20 protein-coding genes are annotated in these 26,709 nt (G+C 45.4%); 2 read left to right on the top strand and 18 right to left on the bottom strand.

The features are described 5' to 3' along the window. The coding region (locus ACED46_RS10070; RefSeq protein WP_371721372.1) for an IS5 family transposase at nt 1-392 on the bottom strand (392 nt) is incomplete at its 3' end. 553 nt (nt 393-945) lie between these two features. Here ACED46_RS10070 and ACED46_RS10065 point away from each other — a divergent pair. Together ACED46_RS10065 and ACED46_RS10060 are read left to right on the top strand one after the other, a co-directional pair. Further along, nucleotides 946-1,527, top strand: a complete 582-nt coding sequence (locus tag ACED46_RS10065; RefSeq protein ID WP_136978391.1) for a flavodoxin family protein — start codon at nt 946-948, stop codon at nt 1,525-1,527. A gap of 132 nt (nt 1,528-1,659) precedes the next feature. Next, nucleotides 1,660-2,505 carry a LysR family transcriptional regulator gene (locus tag ACED46_RS10060; RefSeq protein ID WP_017059296.1) on the top strand — a complete coding sequence of 282 codons (846 nt, stop codon included), beginning with the start codon at nt 1,660-1,662 and terminating at the stop codon, nt 2,503-2,505. Here the strand turns inward: ACED46_RS10060 and ACED46_RS10055 are convergent. From ACED46_RS10055 to murE, 17 genes are all read right to left on the bottom strand, one after another. Further along, on the bottom strand, nt 2,456-3,235 hold the full coding sequence (locus ACED46_RS10055; protein WP_017059295.1) for a TSUP family transporter: 780 nt from the start codon (nt 3,233-3,235) through the stop codon (nt 2,456-2,458). The genes ACED46_RS10060 and ACED46_RS10055 overlap by 50 nt on opposite strands. Nucleotides 3,236-3,430: 195 nt before the next feature. Then, complete coding sequence (carB, locus tag ACED46_RS10050; protein WP_017059294.1) at nt 3,431-6,661, bottom strand: carbamoyl-phosphate synthase large subunit; 3,231 nt, start codon at nt 6,659-6,661, stop codon at nt 3,431-3,433. Nucleotides 6,662-6,677: 16 nt separating this feature from the next. After that, entirely contained in the window at nt 6,678-7,832 is a 1,155-nt protein-coding gene (gene carA / locus ACED46_RS10045) for a glutamine-hydrolyzing carbamoyl-phosphate synthase small subunit (protein ID WP_010434758.1), read from the bottom strand. Between the two features lie 503 nt (nt 7,833-8,335). After that, nucleotides 8,336-9,160 (bottom strand): 4-hydroxy-tetrahydrodipicolinate reductase, encoded by an 825-nt coding sequence (gene dapB, locus ACED46_RS10040; RefSeq protein ID WP_020628676.1) that lies wholly within the window; start codon nt 9,158-9,160, stop codon nt 8,336-8,338. 92 nt (nt 9,161-9,252) lie between these two features. Beyond that, nucleotides 9,253-9,651, bottom strand: coding sequence for an 8-oxo-dGTP diphosphatase MutT (gene mutT, locus ACED46_RS10035; RefSeq protein ID WP_017062897.1), 399 nt, complete (start codon nt 9,649-9,651; stop codon nt 9,253-9,255). 348 nt (nt 9,652-9,999) lie between these two features. Then, nucleotides 10,000-12,726 (bottom strand): preprotein translocase subunit SecA, encoded by a 2,727-nt coding sequence (secA, locus tag ACED46_RS10030; RefSeq protein WP_017066234.1) that lies wholly within the window; start codon nt 12,724-12,726, stop codon nt 10,000-10,002. Nucleotides 12,727-13,116: 390 nt separating this feature from the next. Then, the gene (gene lpxC, locus ACED46_RS10025; RefSeq protein ID WP_010434751.1) at nt 13,117-14,034 is read right to left on the bottom strand and encodes a UDP-3-O-acyl-N-acetylglucosamine deacetylase; all 918 of its coding nucleotides are present in this window, start codon (nt 14,032-14,034) and stop codon (nt 13,117-13,119) included. A 96-nt stretch (nt 14,035-14,130) separates the two neighbouring features. Then, nucleotides 14,131-15,360: a cell division protein FtsZ gene (gene ftsZ, locus ACED46_RS10020; RefSeq protein ID WP_017059291.1), complete on the bottom strand. Its 1,230-nt coding sequence runs from the start codon at nt 15,358-15,360 to the stop codon at nt 14,131-14,133. Nucleotides 15,361-15,391: 31 nt separating this feature from the next. After that, complete coding sequence (gene ftsA, locus ACED46_RS10015) at nt 15,392-16,660, bottom strand: cell division protein FtsA (RefSeq protein WP_010434747.1); 1,269 nt, start codon at nt 16,658-16,660, stop codon at nt 15,392-15,394. After that, on the bottom strand, nt 16,653-17,345 hold the full coding sequence (locus ACED46_RS10010; RefSeq protein ID WP_017059290.1) for a cell division protein FtsQ/DivIB: 693 nt from the start codon (nt 17,343-17,345) through the stop codon (nt 16,653-16,655). Before ACED46_RS10010 ends, ftsA begins: the two co-directional genes overlap by 8 nt. Nucleotides 17,346-17,623: 278 nt before the next feature. Further along, entirely contained in the window at nt 17,624-19,084 is a 1,461-nt protein-coding gene (gene murC, locus ACED46_RS10005) for a UDP-N-acetylmuramate--L-alanine ligase (RefSeq protein WP_017059288.1), read from the bottom strand. 13 nt (nt 19,085-19,097) lie between these two features. Further along, nucleotides 19,098-20,159 carry an undecaprenyldiphospho-muramoylpentapeptide beta-N-acetylglucosaminyltransferase gene (murG, locus tag ACED46_RS10000; protein ID WP_371721371.1) on the bottom strand — a complete coding sequence of 354 codons (1,062 nt, stop codon included), beginning with the start codon at nt 20,157-20,159 and terminating at the stop codon, nt 19,098-19,100. Between the two features lie 12 nt (nt 20,160-20,171). Then, the gene (gene ftsW / locus ACED46_RS09995; protein ID WP_371721370.1) at nt 20,172-21,368 is read right to left on the bottom strand and encodes a cell division protein FtsW; all 1,197 of its coding nucleotides are present in this window, start codon (nt 21,366-21,368) and stop codon (nt 20,172-20,174) included. 22 nt (nt 21,369-21,390) lie between these two features. Continuing rightward, nucleotides 21,391-22,707, bottom strand: a complete 1,317-nt coding sequence (gene murD, locus ACED46_RS09990) for a UDP-N-acetylmuramoyl-L-alanine--D-glutamate ligase (protein WP_065584710.1) — start codon at nt 22,705-22,707, stop codon at nt 21,391-21,393. A gap of 57 nt (nt 22,708-22,764) precedes the next feature. After that, a complete protein-coding gene (gene mraY, locus ACED46_RS09985) occupies nt 22,765-23,847 on the bottom strand; it encodes a phospho-N-acetylmuramoyl-pentapeptide-transferase (RefSeq protein WP_371721369.1) in 1,083 nt (360 codons plus the stop codon). Further along, nucleotides 23,844-25,217 (bottom strand): UDP-N-acetylmuramoyl-tripeptide--D-alanyl-D-alanine ligase, encoded by a 1,374-nt coding sequence (gene murF / locus ACED46_RS09980; RefSeq protein ID WP_017070828.1) that lies wholly within the window; start codon nt 25,215-25,217, stop codon nt 23,844-23,846. The genes mraY and murF overlap by 4 nt, the downstream gene beginning before the upstream one ends. After that, nucleotides 25,217-26,701 carry a UDP-N-acetylmuramoyl-L-alanyl-D-glutamate--2,6-diaminopimelate ligase gene (murE, locus tag ACED46_RS09975; protein WP_371721368.1) on the bottom strand — a complete coding sequence of 495 codons (1,485 nt, stop codon included), beginning with the start codon at nt 26,699-26,701 and terminating at the stop codon, nt 25,217-25,219. Before murE ends, murF begins: the two co-directional genes overlap by 1 nt. Between the last annotated feature and the right edge of the window lie 8 nt (nt 26,702-26,709).

Genomic DNA, 26,709 nt, shown 5'->3' with positions numbered 1-26,709 from the left:
CCCTCACCAAAGACTTTGAGGCCAGTAGAATCAATGGCTATATGGCGAATAGCCCCTCTCGATTTATTGCGATATTTGACCTGAACTGTCTTCGAGCGTTTACTGATACAGGTGTAGTCAGGGGACGTTAGTGGAACATCTAATAGCTCAAAGATAGAGTCGATAAAGCCTTGAAGAGCACGTAAAGGAAGAGAGAAGATGCCCTTAATCATCAAGGCGGTTTCAATCGCTGTATCAGAGTACTGAAAGCCTCTCCCACGCTTACCATGATGAGTTTTGCATCGCCATGCATCTACGGCTGAATCATCTATCCAGAATGTAACCGAACCACGTTTACAAAGAGCCTTATTGTACTCCGTCCAGTTAGTTATCTTCTTGTTTGCTTTACCCATATCACCACCATTCCAATCGTTTCAAATGATCAGATCACAGGACTTGGAAAAGGTTCAACTAATTTAGGCAACAACGCCACTAAAGACAACAAAACAGATAAGTAACTAGGCCTGATTTCAGATCATAAGTGCAACATTCATGGAAAGGTATAGAAGACGACAACTGCTGAAAGTAGTGCGCTCTTCTCACCAAAGAAACAAGCAGTTGTAGCATGAATTATCAGCAATTCCTGAAATAGCTAAAACAACTCAGTGCCATCGCTCTACGATATATCTGGAAGTTATCATTGCCGACCTTCGCCATCAAATAAGCTATCGTTACAAAGAGAAAGGCTCCGCAAAGGGGCCTTTTTTAATCACGTTTAAAATCACTTATACCCTCTATTTCCACTCTTCAAAGATCCCTTCTTTTCCTAACACTCAATTTAGTTAGTCCATTAGCCAGGAGGTTAGTAATGTTTTTTGTTTACTTATCTAATTCGCAGGCTATATTAATAAACAAATAGCTTTATAAATAAATGTATTTACTAACATTGGCAAAAGGGAGTTCAAGATGAGTATTGGTAAAGTGGGCATTGTTTTCTTCTCTAAGAATGGAGCAACTAAGCAAGTTGCTGAGACAATCGCTGAAGGCATTAACACTCAACAACCTAACTCAGTACTCCTTGTCGAAGTGCTATCTTCTGAAGTGGTCGAAGGAAGGTATGACAATGATGATAAGCTCAAGTCATTAGACAGCTGTGACGCCATTATCTTTGGCTCCCCGACTTATATGGGTTCACCAGCCGCACAGTTTAAGAGCTTTATGGATGCAAGTAGTGATAGCTATTGTAAGAAAGCATGGCGAAATAAACTCGCAGCAGGCTTTACCACTGGCGGCAGCCTTAACGGTGAGCAGCAACAAACCTTGTTGAGCTTTTTCACTCTGGCCTGTCAGCATGGCATGATTTGGGCTGGGCTTGATATCTCAAAGCACATTGATGACTTAGGTTTGAATCGCACAGGGTCAAGCATTGGTTTGGTCGCCAGTGAAGATGAGACGGCAGATAGCACCAATAGTCACATCAACAGTAACGATCTTCAGACTGCTTTCTATTTTGGTCAGCGCATCGCGAGTCTAGTTAAGAGAACCTAAACTAACTAGTTAGCTGACGGGCTAGCTTCAAAACTCCTAGCTTGATTGATATCTATGATCTCAAGACTAGAGAATGAATGTTGTTTGAGGTAAGTTGAAACAATCATTCCCAACTTTCATGAATATAACCCAATGCTACTCGAAGGAATCGAAACTCTACTGGTATTGAGTAAAGCAAAGACCATGAGCCGCACAGGCAGTTTGCTTTATATCAGCCAATCAGCGGTCAGCAAACGGATTGCGAATTTAGAAAAGAAGCTAGGTAAAAAGCTCATTGAACCGAGTGGCCGACAGATAAAACTCACGCCAGATGCGATAGCATTAATAGAGAGTATTGGCCCGACATTCAATGAACTTCGCGGGCTTATTTATGAACAGCAAGAGTTGGAAGATACTACTCTCATCACCCTAGACAGCTCTAAGTCTCTGATAGCCGGTTATTTAGGTGAGATGATGGGCCAGTTCATCCAGCAAGATAAGTACATCACCATTACCACCAACCACACGCCGAGAATCATAGAGCGAGTGCAATCTGGTAAGGCGACCTTGGGGTTGTGTGCTGGCTTACTGCCACCGCATCATGGGTTGATGACCTTCCATCTATTTGATGAGCCGTTTTACATAGTGAGTAAGTCACCGCTAACGGAGCTTCCTCCAATGGTCATCACTAACGACATGACCAACCCTGCCAATTCTTATCAACTTTCTGTATTAGAGAAGTTTGGTATCAAACCCTTGATGGAGATGGATGCCTACACCGCAGCGGCTCAACTTGCATTGGGCGGGACTGGGCCAGCGTTAATACCGCTCTCTATCGTAAAAACACTCAATATTGAGCCTCAATATCTGTATAGCTTCACCGAATTAGCAGGCTTGATTCGGCCGATTCATATCTGTGTCAGACCAAATAGTTACCAGTCTCCACGAGTTAAAACACTGATAGAATCGATTGTTGATGCTGTTCCCAAAGCAGTTTAGACGCCATTAGCATCGACATCACGATCACAAGGGGGCGAATCCATTTCTGCCCTTTTGTCACCACCACTTTAGCGCCAAGCTGAGCGCCCATAAATCCACCGACCGCCATCACTAATCCCAACTCCCAAATAGGCAAACCAGCCAAAATAAAGAAAATTAAGGCAGCGATATTCGAGGTAAAGTTAAGTACTTTAGTACGCGCCGTAGCATCGACTAACGAGAAGTGACCAATAGCAACAAAGCAGACGGTGAAGATAGAACCTGTTCCTGGGCCAAAAAAGCCATCATAGAAACCCACGCCGCCACCAATACACAGAGCAAACATGGCCTCAGAGATCTTCTGTTTTCCTTCAGACGCTCTAGTTTGGGGTGCCAACAGGAAATAGAGAGAGATAGCGATAAGCAGCAGTGGGATAACACTGGTCAGTAGGCTCGCATCAATGTGCTGGACTAACTCAGCGCCAATTGCAGAGCCAATAAAGGTACAAAAGATAGCAAGGCGCATCTCTTTGATGCTGACGATACCGTTGCGCACGAAATACCAACTCGCGGAGAAGCTGCCAAATGAGCTTTGGAGTTTGTTGGTTGCCAGTGCCTGCGTGGGTGGAACTCCAGCCGCTAGCAATGCAGGTAGAGTCAGTAACCCACCGCCGCCAGCCATTGCATCAATAAAGCCTGCTGCCGTTGCAACAACAAACAAGATAGCCAATATTTCTAGAGTGATTTCCATATACCCAACGCCTTAAAATCCTGTGTAGCGACAAGTTACCACTCACAGCAGACGAGCAATAACGAAACACAAGATTCTAACCTATTCCAAATATTCATCATTAAGCTACCGCGGAATAACAGACATAAAAAAGCCCACTCCGAGGAGTGGGCTTTGAGCATTTATATCCGCATATCAGCGATACACTTTAGGCGATTAAGCTTGAGAAGCTTTAACCTGAGCGTGTAGCTCTTGAACTGAAGTTACTGACGTTTTCGCGTCTGCAGTGTGCGCCATACAAGTCGCGAATGCAGCGTTTAGCGTAGTCGTGTAGTTAACTTTCTCAGCAAGTGCACCACGACGAAGAACTTTAGAATCTTCAATCGCTTGACGGCCAGCTGCAGTGTTCACGATGTACGTGTACTCGTTGTTCTTGATACGGTCAAGAATGTGAGGACGACCTTCGTGTACCTTGTTTACTAGACGTGGGTTGATGCCCGCTTCGCCAAGGATAACCGCAGTACCGTGAGTTGCGTCTAGCTGGTAACCAAGCTTAGATAGCTTAGATGCTAGGTCAACAACACGCTCTTTGTCGCCTTCGCGAACAGAAAGAAGTGCACGACCGCCTTCTGGGTAGATGTTACCACAACCCAATTCAGCTTTAGAGTATGCTTCTGCGAACGTCGCACCAACACCCATAACTTCACCAGTAGAGCGCATTTCTGGGCCTAACAGTGGGTCAACACCAGGGAACTTGTTGAATGGAAGTACAACTTCTTTCACTGAGTAGTAAGGTGGGATGATTTCTTTCGTAAAGCCTTGAGACTCTAGAGATTGACCCGCCATTACACGAGCGGCAATCTTAGCGATTGGCGCACCAGTTGCTTTAGATACGAATGGAACCGTACGTGCTGCACGAGGGTTAACCTCGATTAGGTACACTTCATTGTTCTTAACAGCAAACTGCGTGTTCATCAGACCACGAACACCCAACTCGAACGCTAGCTTTTCAACTTGCTCGCGCATTACGTCTTGGATTTCTTGGCTTAGCGTGTATGCAGGAAGAGAACATGCTGAGTCACCAGAGTGAACACCCGCTTGCTCGATGTGCTCCATAATACCGCCGATTACAACGCGCTCACCGTCACAAATCGCATCTACGTCTACTTCAACAGCGTCATCTAGGAAGCTATCAAGTAGTACTGGAGATTCGTTTGATACGCTAACTGCTTCGTTGAAGTAGCGACGTAGGTCTTGCTCGTCGTATACGATTTCCATCGCACGACCACCAAGTACGTAAGAAGGACGTACAACAAGTGGGAAGCCGATTTCACGAGATTTCTCTACCGCTTGCTCCATTGTTGTTACTGTCGCGTTTTCTGGTTGAAGTAGGCCTAGACGGTCTACAGCAACTTGGAAACGCTCACGGTCTTCTGCACGGTCGATTGCGTCTGGGCTAGTACCGATGATTGGTACGCCAGCAGCTTCAAGAGCACGTGCCAGTTTAAGTGGCGTTTGACCACCGTACTGAACGATAACGCCTTTTGGCTTCTCAACACGAGCGATTGCTAGTACGTCTTCCAGAGTTACTGGTTCGAAGTACAGACGGTCAGACGTATCGTAGTCTGTAGAAACTGTCTCAGGGTTACAGTTAACCATGATAGTTTCGTAGCCATCTTCACGTAGCGCTAGTGATGCGTGTACACAACAGTAGTCAAATTCAATGCCTTGGCCGATACGGTTTGGACCGCCGCCTAGAATCATGATTTTTTCTTTGTCTGTTGGGTTTGCTTCACACTCGTCATCGTAAGATGAGTACATGTAAGCCGTATCTGAAGAGAACTCAGCTGCACACGTATCTACACGCTTGTATACCGGGTGGATATCGTATTGGTCACGTAGACGACGGATTTCGCTTTCCGCTACACCTAGAATCTTAGATAGGCGCGCATCAGCAAAACCTTTACGCTTAAGCTTGTTTAGCTCGTCTTTATTTAGACCAGCAAAGCCTTTCGCTTTAAGTTCTTGCTCTAGCTTAACGATGTCTTCGATTTGAACTAGGAACCAACGGTCGATTTGCGTTAGGTTGAATACACCATCTACCGACATACCAGCACGGAATGCGTCAGCGATGTACCAAATACGCTCTGCGCCAGCTTCTTTAAGTTCGTGACGGATAGTCGTTAGAGCATCTGGTGCGTCTAGGTCTACCATTTCGTCAAAACCAGTCGCGCCAACTTCTAGGCCGCGAAGTGCTTTTTGTAGAGATTCTTGTTGGTTACGGCCGATAGCCATAACTTCACCAACCGACTTCATTTGCGTCGTTAGGCGGTCGTTAGCACCTGCAAACTTCTCGAAGTTAAAACGAGGAATCTTAGTTACTACGTAGTCGATTGTTGGTTCGAATGATGCTGGAGTTGCGCCGCCAGTGATGTCATTCATTAGCTCGTCTAGCGTGAAACCAACAGCCAGTTTCGCTGCAATCTTAGCGATTGGGAAACCTGTTGCTTTAGATGCTAGTGCAGAAGAGCGAGATACACGTGGGTTCATTTCGATGATAACCATACGGCCATCTTTCGGGTTGATACCAAACTGTACGTTTGAACCACCTGTTTCAACACCAATCTCACGCAGTACTGCTAGAGATGCGTTACGCATTAGTTGGTATTCTTTATCTGTCAGCGTTTGAGCTGGAGCCACAGTGATTGAGTCACCTGTGTGAATACCCATTGGGTCGAAGTTTTCAATCGCACATACGATGATGCAGTTGTCGTTTTTGTCACGAACCACTTCCATCTCGTACTCTTTCCAACCGATAAGTGATTCATCGATAAGAAGTTCATTAGTTGGAGATAGATCCAAACCACGACGACAGATTTCTTCAAATTCTTCTTTGTTGTAAGCGATACCGCCACCAGTACCACCCATCGTGAACGATGGACGAATGATACAAGGGAAGCCAACCATGTCTAAAACTTTGTAAGCTTCTTCCATCGTTTTCGCTGTATCAGCAGTTGGACACTCAAGGCCAATTGCTTTCATTGCTTTATCGAAGCGTGAACGGTCTTCTGCTTTATCGATAGCGTCAGCCGTTGCACCAATCATTTCAACACCGAACTCTTCAAGAACGCCGTGCTTTTCTAGGTCTAGAGCACAGTTCAATGCAGTTTGGCCACCCATAGTAGGTAGAACTGCATCAGGCTTCTCTTTAGCGATGATGTTACGCACAACTTCCCATTGGATAGGCTCGATGTAAGTTGCATCTGCCATATCTGGGTCAGTCATGATTGTCGCTGGGTTCGAGTTCACAAGAATAACTCGGTAACCTTCTTCGCGAAGCGCTTTACAAGCTTGAGCACCAGAGTAATCGAACTCACATGCTTGGCCGATAACGATCGGGCCAGCACCTAGAATAAGAATACTTTTAATGTCAGTACGTTTTGGCATTGTCTACTACTCCGAATTACGCTGTGTGCTGTTTGATTAGTTCAATAAAGTGGTCGAATAACGGCGCTGCGTCTTCTGGACCTGGGCTCGCTTCAGGGTGACCTTGGAAGCTGAATGCTGGTTTGTCTGTACGGTGAATACCTTGTAGAGAACCATCAAATAGTGATTTGTGCGTTGCACGTAGTGTCTCTGGAAGGGTTTCTTCGTCAGCAGCAAAGCCGTGGTTTTGCGAAGTAATCATCACAACATCACGATCTAAATCTTTAACCGGGTGGTTTGCACCGTGGTGACCAAACTTCATCTTCACTGTCTTAGCGCCTGACGCAAGAGCAAGAATCTGGTGACCTAGACAGATACCGAAGATTGGTAAGCCTTTTTCTAGGAACACTTTTGTCGCTTCAATTGCGTAAGTACATGGTTCTGGGTCACCAGGGCCGTTTGAAAGGAAAACACCGTCTGGGTTCAGAGCAAGTACTTCTTCAGCTGAAGTCTCAGCAGGAACAACCGTTAGGCGGCAGCCGCGGTCAACAAGCATTCGTAGGATGTTTCGTTTTGCACCGAAGTCATAAGCAACAACGTGGTATGGCAATTCTGAGTCTGCTTTCGCTTCAGGAAGTCCACCCGTAAGCGTCCACGAACCTTGTTTCCATTGATACGCTTCTTTTGTTGTAACTTCTTTCGCAAGGTCCATACCTTTCAGGCCAGGGAATTCTTTTGCTTTAGCAAGAGCTAGAGCTTCGTCTAGGTTTCCATCGTTTACTGAAGAGCCAGCTACGATACAACCGTTCTGTGCGCCTTTTTCACGAAGAATACGCGTCAGCTTACGAGTATCGATATCAGCGATACCAACAACGTTTTGCGACTTAAGGTAATCAGAAAGGGATTGTTCATTACGGAAGTTAGAAGCGATTAGAGGGAGATCGCGAATCACAAGGCCTTGAGCGTGGATTGAAGAAGATTCTTCGTCTTCGGAATTGGTTCCGGTATTGCCAATGTGAGGGTAAGTAAGGGTAACGATTTGTTGAGAATAGGAAGGATCAGTGAGGATTTCTTGGTACCCCGTCATCGAGGTATTAAAAACGACTTCACCAACTGCAGAACCTACAGCGCCAATGGCTTCACCGTGAAATACTGTCCCATCTTCTAGGACGAGTAGTGCTGACTTCTTCAAGACAACCTCCAGAAATAAAAATGCATTAAAATTGATTTAATTTGCAAATCTACCTTCCTGCAACACCAAAAACTGCGTGTTTATGGAAATTAGACAAATTGGCGGTATTTTAGTGATCTGCGTGATACGTGTCAACATTTAACTCAAAAGAAATTAAACATTTGTAAGGACTAATTCAATTTACCCCCTCAAAGCTCCAAAAGTTCAACTTTCATACGCATTTAGCTCGAATATTACGATTTTCTAATTTTCACCCCTCATTTTAGCCAACCATAGAGTGATAAAAATATCAGCAACAAAACGCAATCGATAAATACCAAGAGAAAACATGACAATTTAAAGATCTAAAACAAAAAACATACTAAAGACCACATAAACAGCATAGAAATGGAGTCAAAAAGGCGATAAGAAGAAAGTAGAAGGAAGATCGGAGAAGTGAGATTACTAAGGAAAAGGCACCAAATAAAGAAAGCGCCGGCAATTGCCAGCGCATAAATATCTATTTATAGGTCATTCAAACCAAGCACATCCGTCATGGTATAAAAGCCTGCTGGTTTATCATTTAACCAAACCGCGGCCTTGATTGCGCCATTAGCAAAGGTCATTCGATCAGTGGCTTTATGGGTAATTTCCACTCGTTCACCGATATCAGCAAACATAGCGGTGTGTTCACCAATAATGTCACCGGCACGAATCGTCGCGAAACCAATCTCATCTTTAGTGCGCTCGCCAGTAATACCCTCGCGTGACCATACAGCTACATCGTTCAGCTCGTTGCCCATAGCACCCGCAATAGCTTCGCCCATACCAATCGCAGTACCTGACGGTGCATCGACTTTATGACGGTGATGAGCCTCAACGATCTCGACATCACAGTAATCGCCCATCACTTTAGCGGCCTTCTCTAGCAGCTTAAAGACCAGGTTCACACCAACGCTGTAGTTAGGTGCCATTACGATAGCCATCTCTTTTGAAGCAGCATCAATCACCTGCTTCTCTTCTTCAGAGAAGCCCGTTGTACCGATGATCAGTTTTTTACCGTGACGTTTACAAAGTTCAATATTCGCTAATGTGCTAACAGGGGCAGTAAAATCGACAATCACATCAAACTCTTCGATGGCTTTAGACAAATCATCGACTAAAGCAACATCAAAACGACCTTCACCGCATAACTCGCCGACATCTACGCCGACCAAAGATGACTCTGGACGCTCTGAACCAGCTCCAACACTTGCTTCTGAATTATGATGAGCGGCTTTCACCAAGTTGCGGCCCATGCGGCCCGCTGCTCCTGCAATTGCAATTCTTACCACTGCGAATATCTCCATTGTTTTGGTTACCGTTGCCACTTATCTCTTGCAGCAACGTTCAATCGATTAATCTCTTTAAACTAACAACAATCTCAAACTCAGGCTAGCAATTACGAAAACTCTTTTATTACTCGCTCTAAAATTGGCACATTTGCCTCTGGGAAGGCGTATTGATTCAATGATTCTAGGCTTACCCATTCACCTTGCTGACCTTCTTTACCATAAGGCTGCTCTTCAAAATCAGTCACGAGAATGAAATCGAACTTAAGTGACTTATCCGTGTAATCAAATTCAAGATGCTCAAACAGAGACTGCTCGGTCACCTTGATACCGACCTCTTCATCAAGCTCGCGAGTCATCGCTTGCTCAATAGTTTCGCCCTCTTCAACCTTGCCACCTGGAAATTCCCAGAAGCCACCTTTGTGCTTGTCATCTGGACGCTTAGTGATAAAGACCTGTGACTTATCTTGATTGAAGATAATACCCGCTACGATATGGATTCTTTTCATTGATGGTGTTCCTTAATAAAACGCTGAACTCACATAGTCCCTAAATACGTCATCCTCAAGAAAGAGGAACGACTGAGTTGGGGATCTAAAACTACGCGAGCCTAACTAAACAAGATTCCCTACTACGCTCACTCCTCGCTATAGGGAATGACAACTTCCTTGCGTAACAAAGTAAGCCATGAAATTTACATACAAAAAGAGCCGCCTAAGCGACTCTTTATATTCTATTTGTCAGTTTTATGAAGCTAAGTTGTAGTGTATGAGAGCAAGGCGGTGGCACGGAGCTTACGACTGTAAGTGAGTACCACCAACGCAGCTATCATGCGCTACAGCAACGATTCATTAAACTTACGCGATTTTACCGTGACACTGCTTGTACTTCTTACCGCTACCACATGGGCATGGCTCGTTACGGCCAACTTTACGCTCGTCACGCACTACCGTTTGTGGAGATGCCGCTTCAGCTTCATCGTCAGCTAGCTGGTTTTCAGCTGTTGCATGTTGCGCTTGTGCACGACGCGCCGCTTCTTCAGCTTGAGCTTGACGTTGAGCTTCCATCTTTTCAACTTCTTCTTGTTGCTGAACGCGCACTTTAGAAAGGATGGTAACAACGTCTGTTTTCAGTACATCTAGTAGGCCTTCAAACAGTTCAAACGACTCGCGCTTGTACTCTTGTTTCGGGTTCTTCTGAGCATAACCACGTAAGTGGATACCTTGACGAAGGTGATCCATCGCAGCCAAGTGCTCTTTCCAAAGGCCGTCTAGCGTTTGTAGCATCACAGATTTCTCGAAGTTACGCAGTACTTGAGCACCAACCACTTCTTCTTTCTGTTTGTACGAATCAACCGCCATAGCAAGAATACGCTCACGCAATGCTTCTTCATAAAGCTTGTCGTCTTCGTCTAACCAACCTTGAATATCAAAGTCTAGATCGAAGTCATTCTTCAGACGATCTTGCAGACCCGCGATATCCCACATATCTTCAAGAGACTGAGGTGCGATGTATTCATCAATCACTGATGCCAATACATCTTCACGGTTGTGTTCGATCATCTCGCTGATATCGTCAGAGCTCATCAGTTCATCACGAAGCTCATAAACCACTTTACGTTGGTCATTGGCTACATCATCGTACTCAAGAAGCTGCTTACGAATATCGAAGTTACGACCTTCAACTTTACGTTGTGCTTTTTCAATTGAGCGAGAAAGCATCTTAGATTCGATCGCTTCGCCTTCGTCCATACCACTTTGGATAAGACCAGCCATACGATCCGATGTGAAGATACGTAGCAGAGAATCTTCCATTGATAGGTAGAAACGAGAAGAACCCGCATCACCTTGACGACCAGAACGACCACGTAGCTGGTTGTCGATACGGCGAGATTCATGACGCTCAGTACCAATGATGTGCAGACCACCTGACTCAAGCACTTTATCGTGGATTACTCTCCAGTCAGCTTTGATCTTCTCGATCTGCTCTTTGGTTGGATTCTCTAGCTTCTCAACTTGTGCCTGCCAGCTACCACCTAATACGATATCGGTACCACGACCAGCCATGTTAGTTGCGATAGTTACCGCACTCGGCATACCAGCTTGTGCAACGATCTCTGCTTCCATTTCGTGGAATTTAGCATTTAGAACGCTGTGCTTAATTTTTGCTTTTTTCAGTGCGTTAGACAGTAGTTCAGACTTCTCGATAGAAACCGTACCAACCAATGATGGCTGACCAGCAGCTACACGGTCTTTGATGTCTTCAATGATCGCATTGAACTTGTCTTCTTCGGTACGATAAACCACATCTGGCATATCGTTACGAACCATAGGCTTGTTGGTTGGGATAACCACTGTTTCTAGGCCGTAGATAGACTGAAATTCGAAAGCTTCTGTATCGGCTGTACCTGTCATACCTGACAGTTTTTCGTATAGACGGAAGAAGTTCTGGAATGTAATCGATGCTAGCGTCTGGTTTTCATTCTGAATCTTCACACCTTCTTTAGCTTCAACAGCTTGGTGTAAACCTTCAGACCAACGACGACCTGGCATAGTACGACCAGTATGTTCATCAACGATAACCACTTCGCCTTCTTCAGTAACGATGTAGTCGACGTCTTTCTCAAACAGTACGTGTGCACGCAGCGCTGCATTAACATGGTGCAATAGGCTGATATTAGTTGGAGAGTAAAGCGTGTCACCCTCTTCCATCAGGCCGTTTTTGACCATTAGCTCTTCTACAAATTCTTGACCGTTTTCAGTCAGGTGAACCTGTTTCGATTTCTCGTCCATGGTGTAGTGACCTTCACCACGGTACTCTTCAGAATCTTCTTTATCTTGGCGCTCAAGGTTAGGGATCAACGTGTTAATACGCGTGTAAAGATCTGAACTATCTTCAGCTGGGCCAGAGATAATAAGTGGAGTACGAGCTTCATCGATTAAGATTGAGTCAACCTCATCGACAACAGCAAAGAAGCGCTCACGTTGAACACGATCTTCAGCACGGAAAGCCATGTTGTCACGTAGGTAATCGAAGCCAAACTCGTTGTTTGTTCCGTATAGGATATCCGCTTGGTACGCTTCTTTCTTCTCTGGTGGAGCCATGTTTGGCACGTTTACGCCAACAGTCATACCAAGGAATTCAAATAATGGGCGGTTTGTTTCCGCATCACGCTTCGCTAGGTAGTCGTTCACCGTTACTACGTGAACACCTTTGCTAGGTAGGGCGTTAAGATAAGCTGGTAGGGTTGCTGTAAGAGTCTTACCTTCACCAGTACGCATTTCTGCAATTTGGCCAGCATTTAGAACCATGCCACCAATCATTTGCACGTCAAAGTGACGCATGCCGTAAACACGCTTAGACGCTTCACGTACCGTAGCAAATGCTTCAGGTAGAAGTTGGTCTAGCGATTCACCTTTATCTAAGCGCTCACGAAACTCAACCGTTTTTGCTTTTAGCTCTTCGTCTGAAAGAGCTTCAAACGTTGGTTCGTAGTTATTAATTTCTTTTACAATTTTTCTAAGGCGGCGCAGTGTTCTGTCATTGCGACTGCCAATTACCTTTGTCAGCAGCTTAGTAATCATGTGCTTGGAATCTCTTCGTTCTCAGATCGTCCGCGATCTATTTTAAATGCCGTCAGTGTCTCTACTAGCTATGAACTAGTCTTCAGTTACTAACCAAGGATACTGAGATAAATCTAGTATCTTTGATATTGTACTTGAGAGTAGAGTTTTCAAGGCTTGAGTTAAAATTAATGCCCTTTAGTGTAAGTAATTTTCACACCAACAACCATTTATAACCCCATTTGTTTGATGTGCTTGGAACTTTTCTTTCTAATTGCTGATGGATTAGCCAGACTGCAGCTCATTGGGAGACAACTTTCGGATATTGACGACACTGTATCTGGAAAATAGATACAAAAAAACCAGGTCAATGACCTGGTTTTCGAAATCTTATATTGCTGTAAACAACAATTACGCTAGAACCATTCCTGGCTCAGCAAATGCAACAGGAGAGCCTACTTCTTCTTCGAATGTTGCCCATTCCCAAGCTTCTGCGTCAGCAAGTACTGCACGTAGTAGTTGGTTGTTTAGGCCGTGACCTGATTTGTATGCACGGAACTCACCAATAATAGCGTGTCCACACATGTACAAGTCACCAATCGCGTCTAGTACTTTATGAGTTACGAACTCATTGTCAAAACGTAGACCTTCTTCATTAAGAATTCGGTATTCGTCCAGTACGATAGCATTATCAAAGCTACCGCCAAGTACTAGGTTTTGAGATTGTAGATACTCAATGTCGCGCATGAAGCCGAAAGTACGAGCGCGAGAAATTTCTTTCACAAAACCTTGTGAAGAGAAATCAAACAACAAACGTTGCTCATCAGATTCAATAGCTGGGTGGTTAAAGTCGATCTCAAAGTCCATACGGAAGCCGTTAAATGGAACAAATTCTGCCCACTTATCGCCATCTTCAAAACGGATAGGCTTTTTTATACGAATAAAACGCTTCGCTGCATTCAGTGTTTCTACACCCGCTTGCTGTAGCAAGTATACGAATGGGCTTGCGCTACCATCCATAATTGGGATCTCAGGTGCATCTACTTCAACAATAATGTTGTCGATGCCCATACCCGCTAAAGCTGCGTTAAGGTGTTCCACTGTAGAGATACGTACGCCTTCGTCATTAACAAGAGCTGTACATAGCATAGTGTCACGAACTGACGCTGGATCAGCTGGGAAATCTACAGGTGGATTTACATCTGTACGACGATAAACAATACCTGTATTTGCAGCTGCCGGGCGAAGAGTAAGTGTGACTTTACGACCAGAGTGGAGACCCACACCAGTTGTTTTCACAATTTCTTTCAGAGTACGTTGTCTGATCATCTGCTTGCCTCGTTATCAGTGCTACAAATCACGGTCAGTATTTACCGACCGCGAATTTTACCATTAATTCGACGATAGTCAAATTTTGGGTATTTGTTAATCAGCCTGACGTCGTAAGAATGCTGGAATATCTAAGTATCCACTCTCTTTCTCAGCCTTAGGTGCTGCACTTTGGCTAGCGCCTGTACCTGAAGAAACAGGTGACGTTGTTGGCTGCGGCTTAACTTGAGGTTTAACCTCAGTTTTTTCTTGCAATGGTTGTGCCACTTTCTCTTCCACTTTTGGTGCAGTTTGAGCCGCTACCTGTGGTTGAGGAGTTGGTGCAACCTTAGCTTTACCACCAGCAACTAATGTAATGTCTGGTTTTTTCTCTGTGCCGATACCTGTTGCTACAACAGTTACACGGATTTCATCCGTCATATCAGGGTCTAGAGAAGTACCAATCACAACTGTTGCGTTATCAGATGCGAATGCCTTAACTGTATTACCTACTGTTTCGAATTCATCTAGACGCATATCTAGGCCTGCTGTGATGTTCACAAGAACGCCACGTGCGCCAGCTAGGTCGATGTCTTCTAGTAGTGGGCTAGAAATTGCCGTTTCAGCAGCTTCTTCAGCACGGTCTTCACCTTTTGCGATACCGCTACCCATCATTGCATGACCCATCTCAGACATTACGGTGCGAACATCCGCGAAATCGACGTTAATCATACCAGGGCGAGTAATTAGCTCAGCGATACCTTGTACAGCGTTTTTAAGTACATCATTGGCACTTGCGAAAGCTTCTAGCAGAGTTACGCCGCGGCCAAGTACTTTAAGTAGCTTCTCATTTGGAATCGTAATTAAAGAATCCACATGTTTAGAAAGCTCTTCAATACCTTGCTCAGCAAACGCTAAACGTTTTTTGCCTTCAAAGCTAAATGGCTTAGTTACAACAGCAACCGTTAGCACACCCAACTCTTTCGCAACTTCAGCAATAACTGGAGCAGCACCTGTACCAGTACCACCGCCCATACCAGCTGCGATAAATACCATATCGGCGCCAGTTAGAACTTCTTTAATTCTTTCTCGATCTTCGAGAGCTGCATCACGGCCTACTTGTGGGTTTGCACCAGCGCCCAAACCTTTAGTGATATCACCACCAATTTGGATCACGCTGCTCACGCTTGTTTTACGAAGTGCTTGTGCATCAGTGTTAACACTGATGAATTCTACGCCTTCGATTGATTCACGTACCATGTGCTCAACAGCGTTACCGCCACCGCCACCAACTCCAACGACTTTAATTACTGCATCGTCAGACATTTCCATCATCGGTTCAAACATGTGTTATCTCCGTTTTTTCCTGCAACTCAGGTTAAAACTCTTTTTGTATCCAATTACGCAATTTGCCAAATAAACCAGACATAGAAGGTGCTGAACGCTTAGGTTCGCTGTAATCACCTTCATCACTGATCTGACAATCTCTTGCGTAATGAAGTAAACCAACCGCCGTAGAATGATACGGCTCTTTAACATAGTCAGTTAAGCCACTAACTTCTAACGGCTTACCAACTCGAACTTGATTGCGGAAAACACGTTCCGCACACTCTACCAATCCGTCAATTTGTGCCGCTCCACCAGTGAGAACGACGCCAGCTGCAAGGTGGTGTTTAATACCTTCATCTCGTAGCTGTAATTGAACCGTATCAATAGTTTGGTTAACGAGACCCATAAGTTCAGTGTAGCGTGGTTCAATCACTTCCGACAAAGTTTGTCGTTGCAAACTTCTCGATGGGCGACCACCAACACTTGGGACGTTAACAGAATCATCCTTGCTTACGAGTTCACTCAGAGCGCAACCATGGTTTACTTTTATCTCTTCAGCATCGCTCACTGGCGTGCCGAAAGCGAAGGCAATATCACTGGTTACTGCATTTCCTGCGTAGGAAAAGACTTCTGTGTGTCGAAGTGCGCCGCCAGTCCAAATGGAAATATCCATTGTACCCGCACCGATATCGACAACACATACTCCAAGCTCTCTCTCGTCTTCAGTAATTACCGCATTGCTTGAGGCAAGTCCTGAAAACACGATTTGTTCTACTGTGAGACCACATCGTTCAACAGCTTTAATAATGTTTCTCGCCATGTCGCTATGGCAAGAAATTAGGTGAACACTGACTTCCATTCGAACACCAGATAAGCCAAGTGGGTTCTTAATCCCTTCTTGATAATCAATGGTAAATTCTTGTGGGATCACGTGCAGAATTCTCTGCTCATCACCTATTTTAATTGATTTCGCGGTATGGATCGCTCGATCCATATCGTCTTGAGACACCTCTTCATCAGAGATAGTGCCCATGCCTTTTTCAATTCGGCTTGCGATATGTTTACCCGATAGCGAGATAAATACATTGCTGATTTGGCATTCCGCCATCAACTCTGCTTGATCAATAGCTCGCTGAACCGACTTAACTACCGACTCTAGGTCGTTTACACCACCTTTATCCATACCTCTGGATGGGCTTTGCCCAGAACCAATGATATTGATTTGACCATCAGGCAATATTTCACCAACCAGAGCTGATATGGTCGCAGTGCCTATATCAAGACCAACGATTATGTTGTCATCTGCGGTCTTAGTCATCTGTGCTCTCTTCTAACTCTTGCTCTGGAAACCAGCCTACAGCGGCTCCCGTATCATACCTGAGGTCGATGTAGCTCACTTGATTCGCTTTACTACCAAGTTCGTTGTAAAGCGAAATGAAGCGTTCAACACGCTCATCTAAAGAATCTTTACCTAGTTCTAAACGGATACCGTTATCTAGGATTATTTGCCAAGCGCGACGCTCATTGAGAACGAGAGAGGTAACGGTTAACCCTAGACTGTTAATCAAAGGGGTTATCTGTCGCCACTTTTCTATCACTTCTTGGCTGGTGCCGTCTGGGCCGTAAAGCTTAACTCTATCGCCCTTCAACAGGCCGATATCACCATTAAACACCTGACCATCGTCATTCAGCAGCATGTTACCGTTCCAGATTGCTGCCGCATGGTACTCAGTCAAAAATACTTTTATTGTGTCTGGCCACTGCTTACGAATGGAGACCACTGAAACCCAAGGTAACGCTTCTAAACTGTCTTGCAACACACCGATGTCTTGCGACATGAAGGTTCCAATGTGCTCTAGCTCGCTAAAGGCATGTTGAACATCACCAGCGGTTACGTAAGTTAAGTCGCCTTGAAGTACTATTTTGGAGAGAGGCAATCGCTGATCGTCCCACATCCAAGTTAGTGTGGTATAGAAAAGAAACCCAATGAATAGCAATACCATGACAAAAAAAGACCCGCCTAAGGCGTGTTTCTTGAGCGACGGTAAACTGAATAGGTGGCGGTTTTCGCTAAAAGTACTTTCTACCAAAGCCCGCATTCCCTGTCGTTGGTTCGCAATTCTATTCCCTATCTTCGTAATAGAGGTAAAAGCACTTACTTTAACCTATGAATTATACTGAGCAAAATCAAACTATCAAACGTTGATAATAAGATTTTTGGTCAATTTTAGGTCAATCGCAAGAAGTGAGCGATTGACCACAGTCTGTAGACAGTATTCTGTTACGCGTTCTGCATTTTATTAATGTCTAACTGTAACGATTCCAACTGCTTCGCTACTCGGCCAACATCGCCTGCACCCTGCGTTAAAACAAGGTCACCGCCTTGAATTACGTTGGCTAAAGCCGATGGCAGTGCGTTGATATCGGCAACAAAGATTGGGTCTATCTTACCACGCCCACGAATAGTTCGACTTAATGAACGTCCGTCAGCCCCTGCAATCGGTTTCTCACCTGCAGAATAAACATCTAACAGAATTAGGACATCAACCTGCTCAAGAACGTTCGCGAAATCATCATACAGATCGCGAGTACGGCTATAACGGTGCGGTTGGAAGATCATAACAAGACGTTTATCAGTCCAGCCACTACGAGCAGCTTGAATCGTCACATCAACTTCGGTTGGGTGATGACCGTAATCATCGACCAGCATTGCAACGCCTTTACCTGTTTCATACTCACCTAGGTGATCGAAACGGCGACCCGTGCCTTCCGTTCCCGCCATCGCTTTGAGAATCGCTTCATCGCTGATGTCATCTTCTGTTGCAACAGCAATCGCAGCCGATGCATTCAATGCGTTGTGGCGACCTGGAATGTTTAACGTGATATCAAGGTTAGCTTTACCTTCACGTACCACTGTGAATTTGCCTTGCTGGCCTTCTTGTACGTAGTTCTCAATACGAATATCCGCATCTTCAGAGAAACCGTAAGTAATCACCTGGCGACTTACCTGAGGAATAAGCTCACGCACTACTGGATCATCAACACACATCACAGCCTGACCGTAGAATGGTAGGTTGTGTAAAAAATCAATAAACGTCTGCTTTAGCGTTTCAAAATCGCCGCCGTAGGTATCCATATGATCCGCTTCAATGTTAGTTACGATACTAACCATAGGTTGCAGATGTAAAAATGAAGCATCACTCTCATCGGCTTCAGCGATAAGAATACGGCTTGAACCTAAACGTGCGTTAGTGCCAGCACTTTTAACCAAACCACCGTTTACGAAGGTTGGATCTAGGCCGGCTTCCGAGTAAATCTGTGTCACTAGCGCAGTCGTGGTTGTTTTACCGTGCGTACCTGCCACAGCAATACCGTGACGAAAACGCATCAGCTCAGCCAGCATTTCTGCACGACGAACGATCGGTGTGCGCGCTTCACGAGCTGCAATAATTTCTGGGTTTTCTTCGTTGATAGCGGTTGAAACAACCACCACACTTGCGTCGGCAACGTTACTCGCTTGGTGACCGATATAAACGGTCGCACCCTTGCTAACTAAACGATCAGTCACTGGGTTTTGAGCAATATCAGAACCCGTGATCTGGTAGCCTTCATTTAGCAAGACTTCAGCAATCCCGCTCATTCCGGCACCACCAATACCAATGAAGTGGATAGATTTAACACGGCGCATCTCTGGCACCATTGCACGGATTTGCGCTAAGTCTTGGGTATGTTCAATCGTCATCAATTCAATCTCATTATTTTGCTAAAGCTTTAATCGCTTCAGCGACGGTCACATCAGCATCAAGCTTGGCGGCTTGACGAGCTTTTGTTGCCATCATTTTTAATTCATTTCTATCAAGCTGCGCGATAGTGTTCGCTAGCTTATCAGCCGTTAGTTGAGGCTGTTCAATCATTAACGCTGCGCCACATTCAACTAAATGGTCGGCATTCAACGCTTGTTGTCTGTCTTTGTGCATAAATGGAACGAAGATAGAACCGACACCTGCCGCAGACACTTCTGATACGGTTAATGCACCTGAGCGACACACTAATAGATCTGCCCACTCATAAGCTTGCGCCACATCATCAATAAATTCAGTCACTTGAACATTACCAACAGAATGTGATTTGTATTGCTCAATAACTTGTTGTTGATTGTTCTTACCCGCTTGGTGCATCACAGTGAAGCCTTCACCAAGCTGCGCCATCGTTACTGGCAAGGTATCGTTTAGGATTTTTGCGCCCTGACTGCCGCCCATAACCAAGATGCGGATGTCACCATCACGCTCAGCCATGCGTTGCTCGGGTTCAGCTAAGGCAACCACATCTTCGCGTACTGGGTTACCCACCACTTCTGCGGTAGGGAAAGCACCAGGGAAAGCTTGGAAAACCTTTTTAGCAATCTTAGACAGCCATTGGTTGGTTAAACCTGCCACTGCATTTTGTTCATGGAGAACCACTGGAATGCCAGACAACCATGCCGCGATACCACCCGGGCCACTCACGTAACCACCCATGCCAAGTACCACATCAGGCTGCCATGCTTTAATGTGTTGTCTTGCTTGAAGTATGGCACTAATAATCTGGAACGGCGCTTTAATTAACTTGCTAATGCCTTGACCACGCAGGCCTTTCACTTTGATGAAGTCGATTTCAATGCCATGCTTTGGCACTAAATCCGCTTCCATTCTGTCTGCTGTGCCTAACCAGCGAATTTCCCAACCTTGTTGCTGAAGCTTTTTCGCTACTGCTAACCCTGGAAAAACGTGACCGCCAGTACCACCAGCCATCACTAAAAGTTTTTTGTTTTGTTTCATCACGTTAGATTCTTATTCTACTAATTCGTTTTGACTATCAGCTTGTTCTTTTTGTTGCATTCGGCATTCGTGGTCAATGCGCAGCAGCATTGATACCGCCACAGACATAACAATTAAACTCGAACCACCATAACTGATTAGCGGTAGGGTTAGACCTTTGGTCGGAACGATGCCAGATGCAGCACCTACGTTAACAAGCGTCTGAAACGCAAACCAAATACCAATACCAAAAGCCAGATAGCCGCTGAACACTTGATCGTGTTCAAAGGCTTTTTTGCCAATAACAATGGCTTTAAAAACCAAGCTAAAGATGAGTATCAAGACCAAGGTCACGCCAACAAAACCCAATTCTTCTGCCAACACAGCAAATACAAAATCGGTGTGCGCTTCGGGTAAGTATTCGAGTTTCTGAATTGAGTTACCGAGCCCTTGCCCCATCCAATCACCACGGCCAAACGCCATCAATGACTGAGTTAACTGGTAACCACTGCCGAACGGGTCGTTCCAAGGTTCCCAGAATGAGGTAACACGTCGAACACGATAAGGTTCTATAACAATCAAACCGACGACCGCGGCAATACCTGCCACCATCAAGGCGATAAACTGTGAAAGCTTGGCACCAGCAATGAATAGCATGCCGAACAGGGTCACTAGCATTACGACCACAGTACCTAAATCGGGCTGGCCTAGCAGCAGCACGGCAAAAGCGCCGAATACCATGATCGGTTTACCAAAACCACCGAAGAAGGTTTTTCTCACTTCATCTTGCTTCCGAACCAAGTAGCCCGCCATAAAGATAAACAGCGATAACTTGGCGACTTCAGCGGGTTGTAAGTTAAATAGCCCTAATGGGATCCAACGCGATGCGCCGTTAACCGACTTACCGACGGCTAATACCACAATCAGCAAGAAGAAGGACAAGCCCAGTAGATACATACTGTATTGAAACCAGCGTTGCATCGGGATTTGCAATATGACGCTAGAGACACCTAACGCCAATACAAGGAAGATGGCATGACGGAACATAAAGTGAAACGGCTGATCGGTTAAACGAGCACTGATGGGGAACGAAGCAGACGTCACCATCACCAAACCTGTCAGCATTAGCCCAAGAGCAATCCACACCAATTGACGATCGTAAAGCGCCTCGGGAGTAGCACGGTTTAGCCACTGCCAGATGGATTGATTAATCTCTTTGACTCTTTGCACTGAATGTTAGTCCTTCAACACGTTAAGCATACTCATGAGCAAGCTCAGTGAACGCATCACCTCTTGCCATGAAATTATTAAATTGATCGAAGCTTGCGCACGCCGGAGACAGCATCACCATATCTCCAGCCACCAGCTGTGGCGAGATAGATTCGATTATCTGCTGCATGGTATCGAACTTTTGTGCCGATGGGTGCAGAGGCATGAATTGATCTGCATCTTCACCGAAACAACACAGCTGAACACGCTCAAGTTGCGCCAATACTGGTTCAAGCTCACTAAAGTCAGCACCTTTACCAACGCCGCCAACCAAAAGATATAACGTACCTTGATACTCCAACCCAGACAGGGCTGCCAATGTGCTGGCTACATTCGTTGCTTTGGAGTCATTAACCCATTTGATTTCGCGCTTGTCAGCCACGACTTGGCAACGATGCGTCAAACCGTTATAGGCCTTCAAAGCATCAAGACTTTTGCTGTAGTCGATACCAACTTGCTTCAATAGTGCAAGTGAGACTAACGCATTCGCCACATTGTGACGTCCAACCAATGTTAAATCTTGGGTAGCAAGGACAGGTTTACCGTGATCGACCAACCACTCAGTACTATCAATCGTTGATACACCAAACTCTTGGTTATCTAGGCCAAAAGTCAACAATGGCATTGTCTGGTCAGGGTAAGTCTCTTTGTCTTCACGATTAACAGTCGCACACTGCGCGTTATTAAAGATTCTTAACTTGGCCTCACGGTAATCAGCCATGCCTTGATAGCGATCCATATGATCTTCAGACAGATTTAAGAATGCCGCAGCGGCAAGTTTTAAATTCGATGTAGTTTCTAACTGAAAACTTGAAAGTTCAAGGACATATAAATCCGCATCAAGTTCTAGAAGGTCTAGGGCAGGAATGCCAATATTGCCGCCAACGCCAACATTAAGCCCAGCAGCCTTAGCAAGCACACCAGTCAGATCAGTCACGGTACTCTTACCGTTTGAACCAGTAATCGCCACAACAGGCTTATCTACAGCCCAACCAAACAGCTCGATGTCGCCAACGACAGGCGTACCCGCTTGAAGCACATCTTGAATTTCAGGTGTCGCTAAAGCAATGCCTGGGTTAGCAACCACCAGATCAGCCTCAGCTAGCCATTGGCTATTCCAGCTTCCAGAATGCAGCTCAACCGACTCAGGCAAAGATTCCTTTCCTGGTGGTAGCTCTCGCGTATCAATTACCTTTACGCAAGTATGGGGCTGATATTTTACGAGATGTTTAACGACAGAGAGCCCGGTAATACCGAGCCCCACAACCACTACATTTTGAATATTTTGCCAACGTTCCATTTAAACAAGATGCTCTTAATAGTTTTAAAGAGCCCCTATTCAGAGGCTCATACAGGATTAACGAACTTTCAGTGTCGCTAGGCCAACCAGTACTAATACCATTGAGATTATCCAAAAACGCACGATAACACGCGGCTCTGGCCAACCTTTAAGTTCATAGTGGTGGTGAATCGGTGCCATGCGGAAAATACGCTGACCACACAATTTGTAAGAGCCCACCTGCAGAATCACTGACAGAGTCTCCATTACAAACACACCACCCATGATCACTAGTACCAACTCTTGACGAACGAGTACCGCAATCACACCTAACGCACCACCCAGTGCTAGAGAGCCAACATCGCCCATGAATACTTGTGCTGGGTAAGTGTTAAACCATAGGAAGCCAAGGCCTGCACCAACGATAGCAGTACATACCACCACCAGTTCAGAGGTGTATGGGATGTATGGAATGTGTAGGTATGCTGCAAAGTTAACGTTACCTGTCGCCCAAGCGATAACAGCAAAACCCGCAGCAACCATAACCGTTGGCATAATCGCCAAGCCATCTAGGCCATCAGTTAGGTTTACCGCGTTACTGGTACCCACAATAACAAAGTAAGTTAGAACAATGTACAGTAAACCAAGTTGTGGCATCACATCTTTAAAGAAAGGCACCACTAATTGTGTCGCAGCAGTGTCTTGCCCATGAGCATACAGAGCAAACGCCACAACCAATGCAATAGCCGATTGCCAGAAGTACTTCCAACGCGCAATCAAGCCATCAGTGTTCTTACGAACGACTTTACGATAATCATCAACAAAACCAACTGCACCGTAACCGCCTAGCACGACAAGTACGGCCCAAACGTAAGGGTTTGATAAGTCAGCCCAAAGTAAGACCGTAATGATGATCGCAGCAAGGATCATCACACCACCCATGGTTGGTGTACCACGCTTACTGAAGTGAGATTCTGGGCCGTCATTACGAACAACTTGGCCAATTTGCAGCATTTGCAGACGCTCAATTAAACGAGGTCCCATCCACAGCGACAGACATAAAGCCGTCAAAATGCTCGCGATTGCACGAAACGATAAGTATTCGAACAAACGGAAAAAAGAAAAGTGTGGCTGTAGTAGATCTGCAAGCCAAATTATCATGAAAAGTTCTCCTTTAAAGCAGCGGCTATTTTACTCATTCCTGCACTATTGGCGCCTTTTACCAACAAGGTATGTGGCGCGTTTTCTGGCAAGCTCAAGTGCTGCTCTATGTGCGCGATCATCGCTTCATGCGTTGCAAAGTGAGTGCCGTTACACACTTCACTAATCACCTTGGTATCATCACCGTAAGTGAGTACATGCTCAAAAGCGAATGGGGCAGCATATTCACCGACTTGACGGTGAAGTGCAAGGCTTTCATCGCCTAACTCAGCCATATTGCCTAAAATCAACCAACGCTGACCTTTGAAGCTCGACAACAATTTAGCTGCAGCCTTCATTGCCGGTACACTGGCGTTGTAACTGTCATCTATCAGCTTGATATTCTGACTTAATTGTTGAACCTCAACTCGGCCTTTAACTGAGATAAGATTCGCTAAACCGCTTTTAATTTCTGCAAGCGTGGCACCGAATTGAATGCTCAGTGCTGCTGCGGCTAATGCGTTGGCTACATTGTGCTGACCAATAATGCCAAGTTCGACATCGATAGCGCCTTGCGGGGTCTGCATATCAAAGCAAGCTTCACCCTGCTCGTTGATGCGAATATTCGTCGAAAAGTAATCCGCCGTGTCATCACTTTCAGAAAAGGTCAGTACGTTTTTGTCTGCAAGCACATCTTTCCAGAAGTCACCACCATTGCTCTCTAGGTTAACAATAGCAGTATCACCAGCAGCAAGCCCCTGAAAAATTTCGCCTTTCGCTTGTTTAACACCATCAATTGAGCCAAAGCCCTCTAGATGCGCGGCAGCAACGTTATTCACTAAGGCCACCTGTGGTTTCACAAGCTGCGTGGTATAGGCAATTTCACCAATGTGGTTCGCGCCCAGTTCTATCACGGCATAGTCGTCATTGGGTTCACTGCGCAGCAAGGTTAGTGGTACTCCAATATCATTATTGAAGTTACCCGCTGTAAACAGCACTTTGCCACGTTGTTGTAGAATACTCGCGACCATCTCTTTGACGGTCGTTTTGCCACAGCTTCCTGTTATCGCCATGGTTGGCACGTTACATTGTTTGTGGATCCAAGCACTTAGCTGACCTAAAGCAAGTTTAGTGTCTTCAACAACAACTTGAGTAATATTTAGGTCAAGTTTTCGTTGAACTAATAACGCACTCGCATTGGCCTCAACAGCCTGACCACAAAAATCATGCGCATCAAAACGTTCACCTACAAGAGCAACAAACAGTGCACCTTCTTCAACGGTGCGAGTATCGGTAGAAACCGCATTGATCAAACTATTGCTCGATTTGCCAGCCTCTATCAGCTGACCGTACACCGCTGAGCAGATCTGCTCGAGTGATACATCAATCATTATGAAATACCTAAAAGTTGTAGTGCTGACTCTCGATCCGAATAGTGGATCGTTTTGTCTTTCAATACTTGGTAATCCTCATGGCCTTTACCTGCCAGAAGAATAATGTCGTTATTACCCGCCTGCTCTAGAGCAAACTTAACCGCCTGAAAGCGATCGTGTTCAACAAAGGCGACTTCAGGCTCACTTAAACCTGCCAGCATGTCTTTAACAATCAATGCCGGGTCTTCACTGCGAGGGTTGTCATCTGAAATAATAATGTTATCGGCGAACTGCTCTGCGGTAACCGCCATCATAGGGCGCTTGCCTGTATCTCGATCACCACCGCAGCCAAAGATTGCCCATAGCTTTCCAGAGCAATGTACACGTAGTGCTGCCAATGCTTTCTCTAATGCGTCAGGTGTATGCGCGTAGTCGACAACCACTTTCGCTTTGTTTGGTACTTGGAACAATTCCATACGGCCAATCACAGGTTGCAATTGAGGTGCTGTGTCGATCAAGGTTTGCTTGTCGATGCCTAGTACAAGTAGGGTCGCGAAAGCAACCAATACATTTGATGCGTTGAACTGGCCAATTAAAGGAACAGACAGTTGTCCCTGCCCCCAGCTACCATCAAAAGCGAGTTTGATACCCGTCTCTGCATAAGCAACATCCGATGCCCATACTGACTGCTGGTAGCCCGATAACGGAAGCAATGACACAGCTACTGCATTGGACAGATCAGCCATCCAAGCTTTACCGACTTCATCATCAACATTAATCACAGCGTGCTTACACTTATGCTGAGTAAACAAGCTCTTCTTAGCCAGAGCGTACTCTTGCATCGTGCCGTGGTAATCCAAGTGGTCACGGCTCAAGTTAGTAAATACACCAGCCTCAAAATCCAATGCCTTAACTCGGCCTTGAACCAAACCATGAGACGAGATTTCCATCGCGGTATAAACAGCGTTTTCTTCAGCCAACTCACTCAGCGTACGTTGTATTTCAATCGCACTACCGGTCGTATTCGCCGCCGTTTTAAGGTTGTCTAGAAAACCGTTACCCGTGGTGCCCATTACCGCAGAGCGTTGGCCGACTAAATCTAGCCACTGAGCAATCAATTGGGTGATAGTGGTTTTGCCATTGGTGCCGGTAACACCAATCAGCTTAGTCGCCTGAGACGAGTAAACACGACCGGCCAACTCAGATAACACCAAGTTAAGGTCTTTAATGTAAACAACCGGAACAGCATCCAACCACTCAATCAGACCATGGGCCTTTTCAGCATCAGCTTGTGCGATAACGGCATTGGCTCCCTGTGAGACCGCTTTGTCAATGAAACGACGGCCATCAACAGCATGCCCAACTACAGCAACAAAAATATCGCCGTCTTTGATGGCACGACTATCCAACTCCAACTGTTCAACGGCAATCGCATCCAGCTCAGGTGAACTAAAGTCACCCCAAGGAGAAAATAAAGATGACAGCGTGAGGCTATTACTCATATTGAATC

The organism is Vibrio sp. 1S139 (genome assembly GCF_041439475.1).
Taxonomy (GTDB): domain Bacteria; phylum Pseudomonadota; class Gammaproteobacteria; order Enterobacterales; family Vibrionaceae; genus Vibrio; species Vibrio crassostreae_C.
The sequence above is the reverse complement of the archived record's forward strand: the minus strand, read 5'-3'. Positions and strand labels throughout refer to the sequence as shown.

What these genes read in the sequence shown, in the direction of transcription:
- mraY (WP_371721369.1), bottom strand. Translation starts at nt 23,847, where the DNA reads ATGATAATTTGGCTTGCAGATCTACTACAGCCACACTTTTCTTTTTTC.
- lpxC (WP_010434751.1), bottom strand. Translation starts at nt 14,034, where the DNA reads ATGATCAGACAACGTACTCTGAAAGAAATTGTGAAAACAACTGGTGTG.
- murG (WP_371721371.1), bottom strand. Translation starts at nt 20,159, where the DNA reads ATGAAACAAAACAAAAAACTTTTAGTGATGGCTGGTGGTACTGGCGGT.
- carB (WP_017059294.1), bottom strand. Translation starts at nt 6,661, where the DNA reads ATGCCAAAACGTACTGACATTAAAAGTATTCTTATTCTAGGTGCTGGC.
- murD (WP_065584710.1), bottom strand. Translation starts at nt 22,707, where the DNA reads ATGGAACGTTGGCAAAATATTCAAAATGTAGTGGTTGTGGGGCTCGGT.
- secA (WP_017066234.1), bottom strand. Translation starts at nt 12,726, where the DNA reads ATGATTACTAAGCTGCTGACAAAGGTAATTGGCAGTCGCAATGACAGA.
- ACED46_RS10010 (WP_017059290.1), bottom strand. Translation starts at nt 17,345, where the DNA reads ATGGTATTGCTATTCATTGGGTTTCTTTTCTATACCACACTAACTTGG.
- ftsZ (WP_017059291.1), bottom strand. Translation starts at nt 15,360, where the DNA reads ATGTTTGAACCGATGATGGAAATGTCTGACGATGCAGTAATTAAAGTC.
- murF (WP_017070828.1), bottom strand. Translation starts at nt 25,217, where the DNA reads ATGATTGATGTATCACTCGAGCAGATCTGCTCAGCGGTGTACGGTCAG.
- murC (WP_017059288.1), bottom strand. Translation starts at nt 19,084, where the DNA reads ATGACGATTGAACATACCCAAGACTTAGCGCAAATCCGTGCAATGGTG.
- dapB (WP_020628676.1), bottom strand. Translation starts at nt 9,160, where the DNA reads ATGGAGATATTCGCAGTGGTAAGAATTGCAATTGCAGGAGCAGCGGGC.
- ACED46_RS10065 (WP_136978391.1), top strand. Translation starts at nt 946, where the DNA reads ATGAGTATTGGTAAAGTGGGCATTGTTTTCTTCTCTAAGAATGGAGCA.
- ACED46_RS10060 (WP_017059296.1), top strand. Translation starts at nt 1,660, where the DNA reads ATGCTACTCGAAGGAATCGAAACTCTACTGGTATTGAGTAAAGCAAAG.
- murE (WP_371721368.1), bottom strand. Translation starts at nt 26,701, where the DNA reads ATGAGTAATAGCCTCACGCTGTCATCTTTATTTTCTCCTTGGGGTGAC.
- mutT (WP_017062897.1), bottom strand. Translation starts at nt 9,651, where the DNA reads ATGAAAAGAATCCATATCGTAGCGGGTATTATCTTCAATCAAGATAAG.
- ACED46_RS10055 (WP_017059295.1), bottom strand. Translation starts at nt 3,235, where the DNA reads ATGGAAATCACTCTAGAAATATTGGCTATCTTGTTTGTTGTTGCAACG.
- ftsA (WP_010434747.1), bottom strand. Translation starts at nt 16,660, where the DNA reads ATGACTAAGACCGCAGATGACAACATAATCGTTGGTCTTGATATAGGC.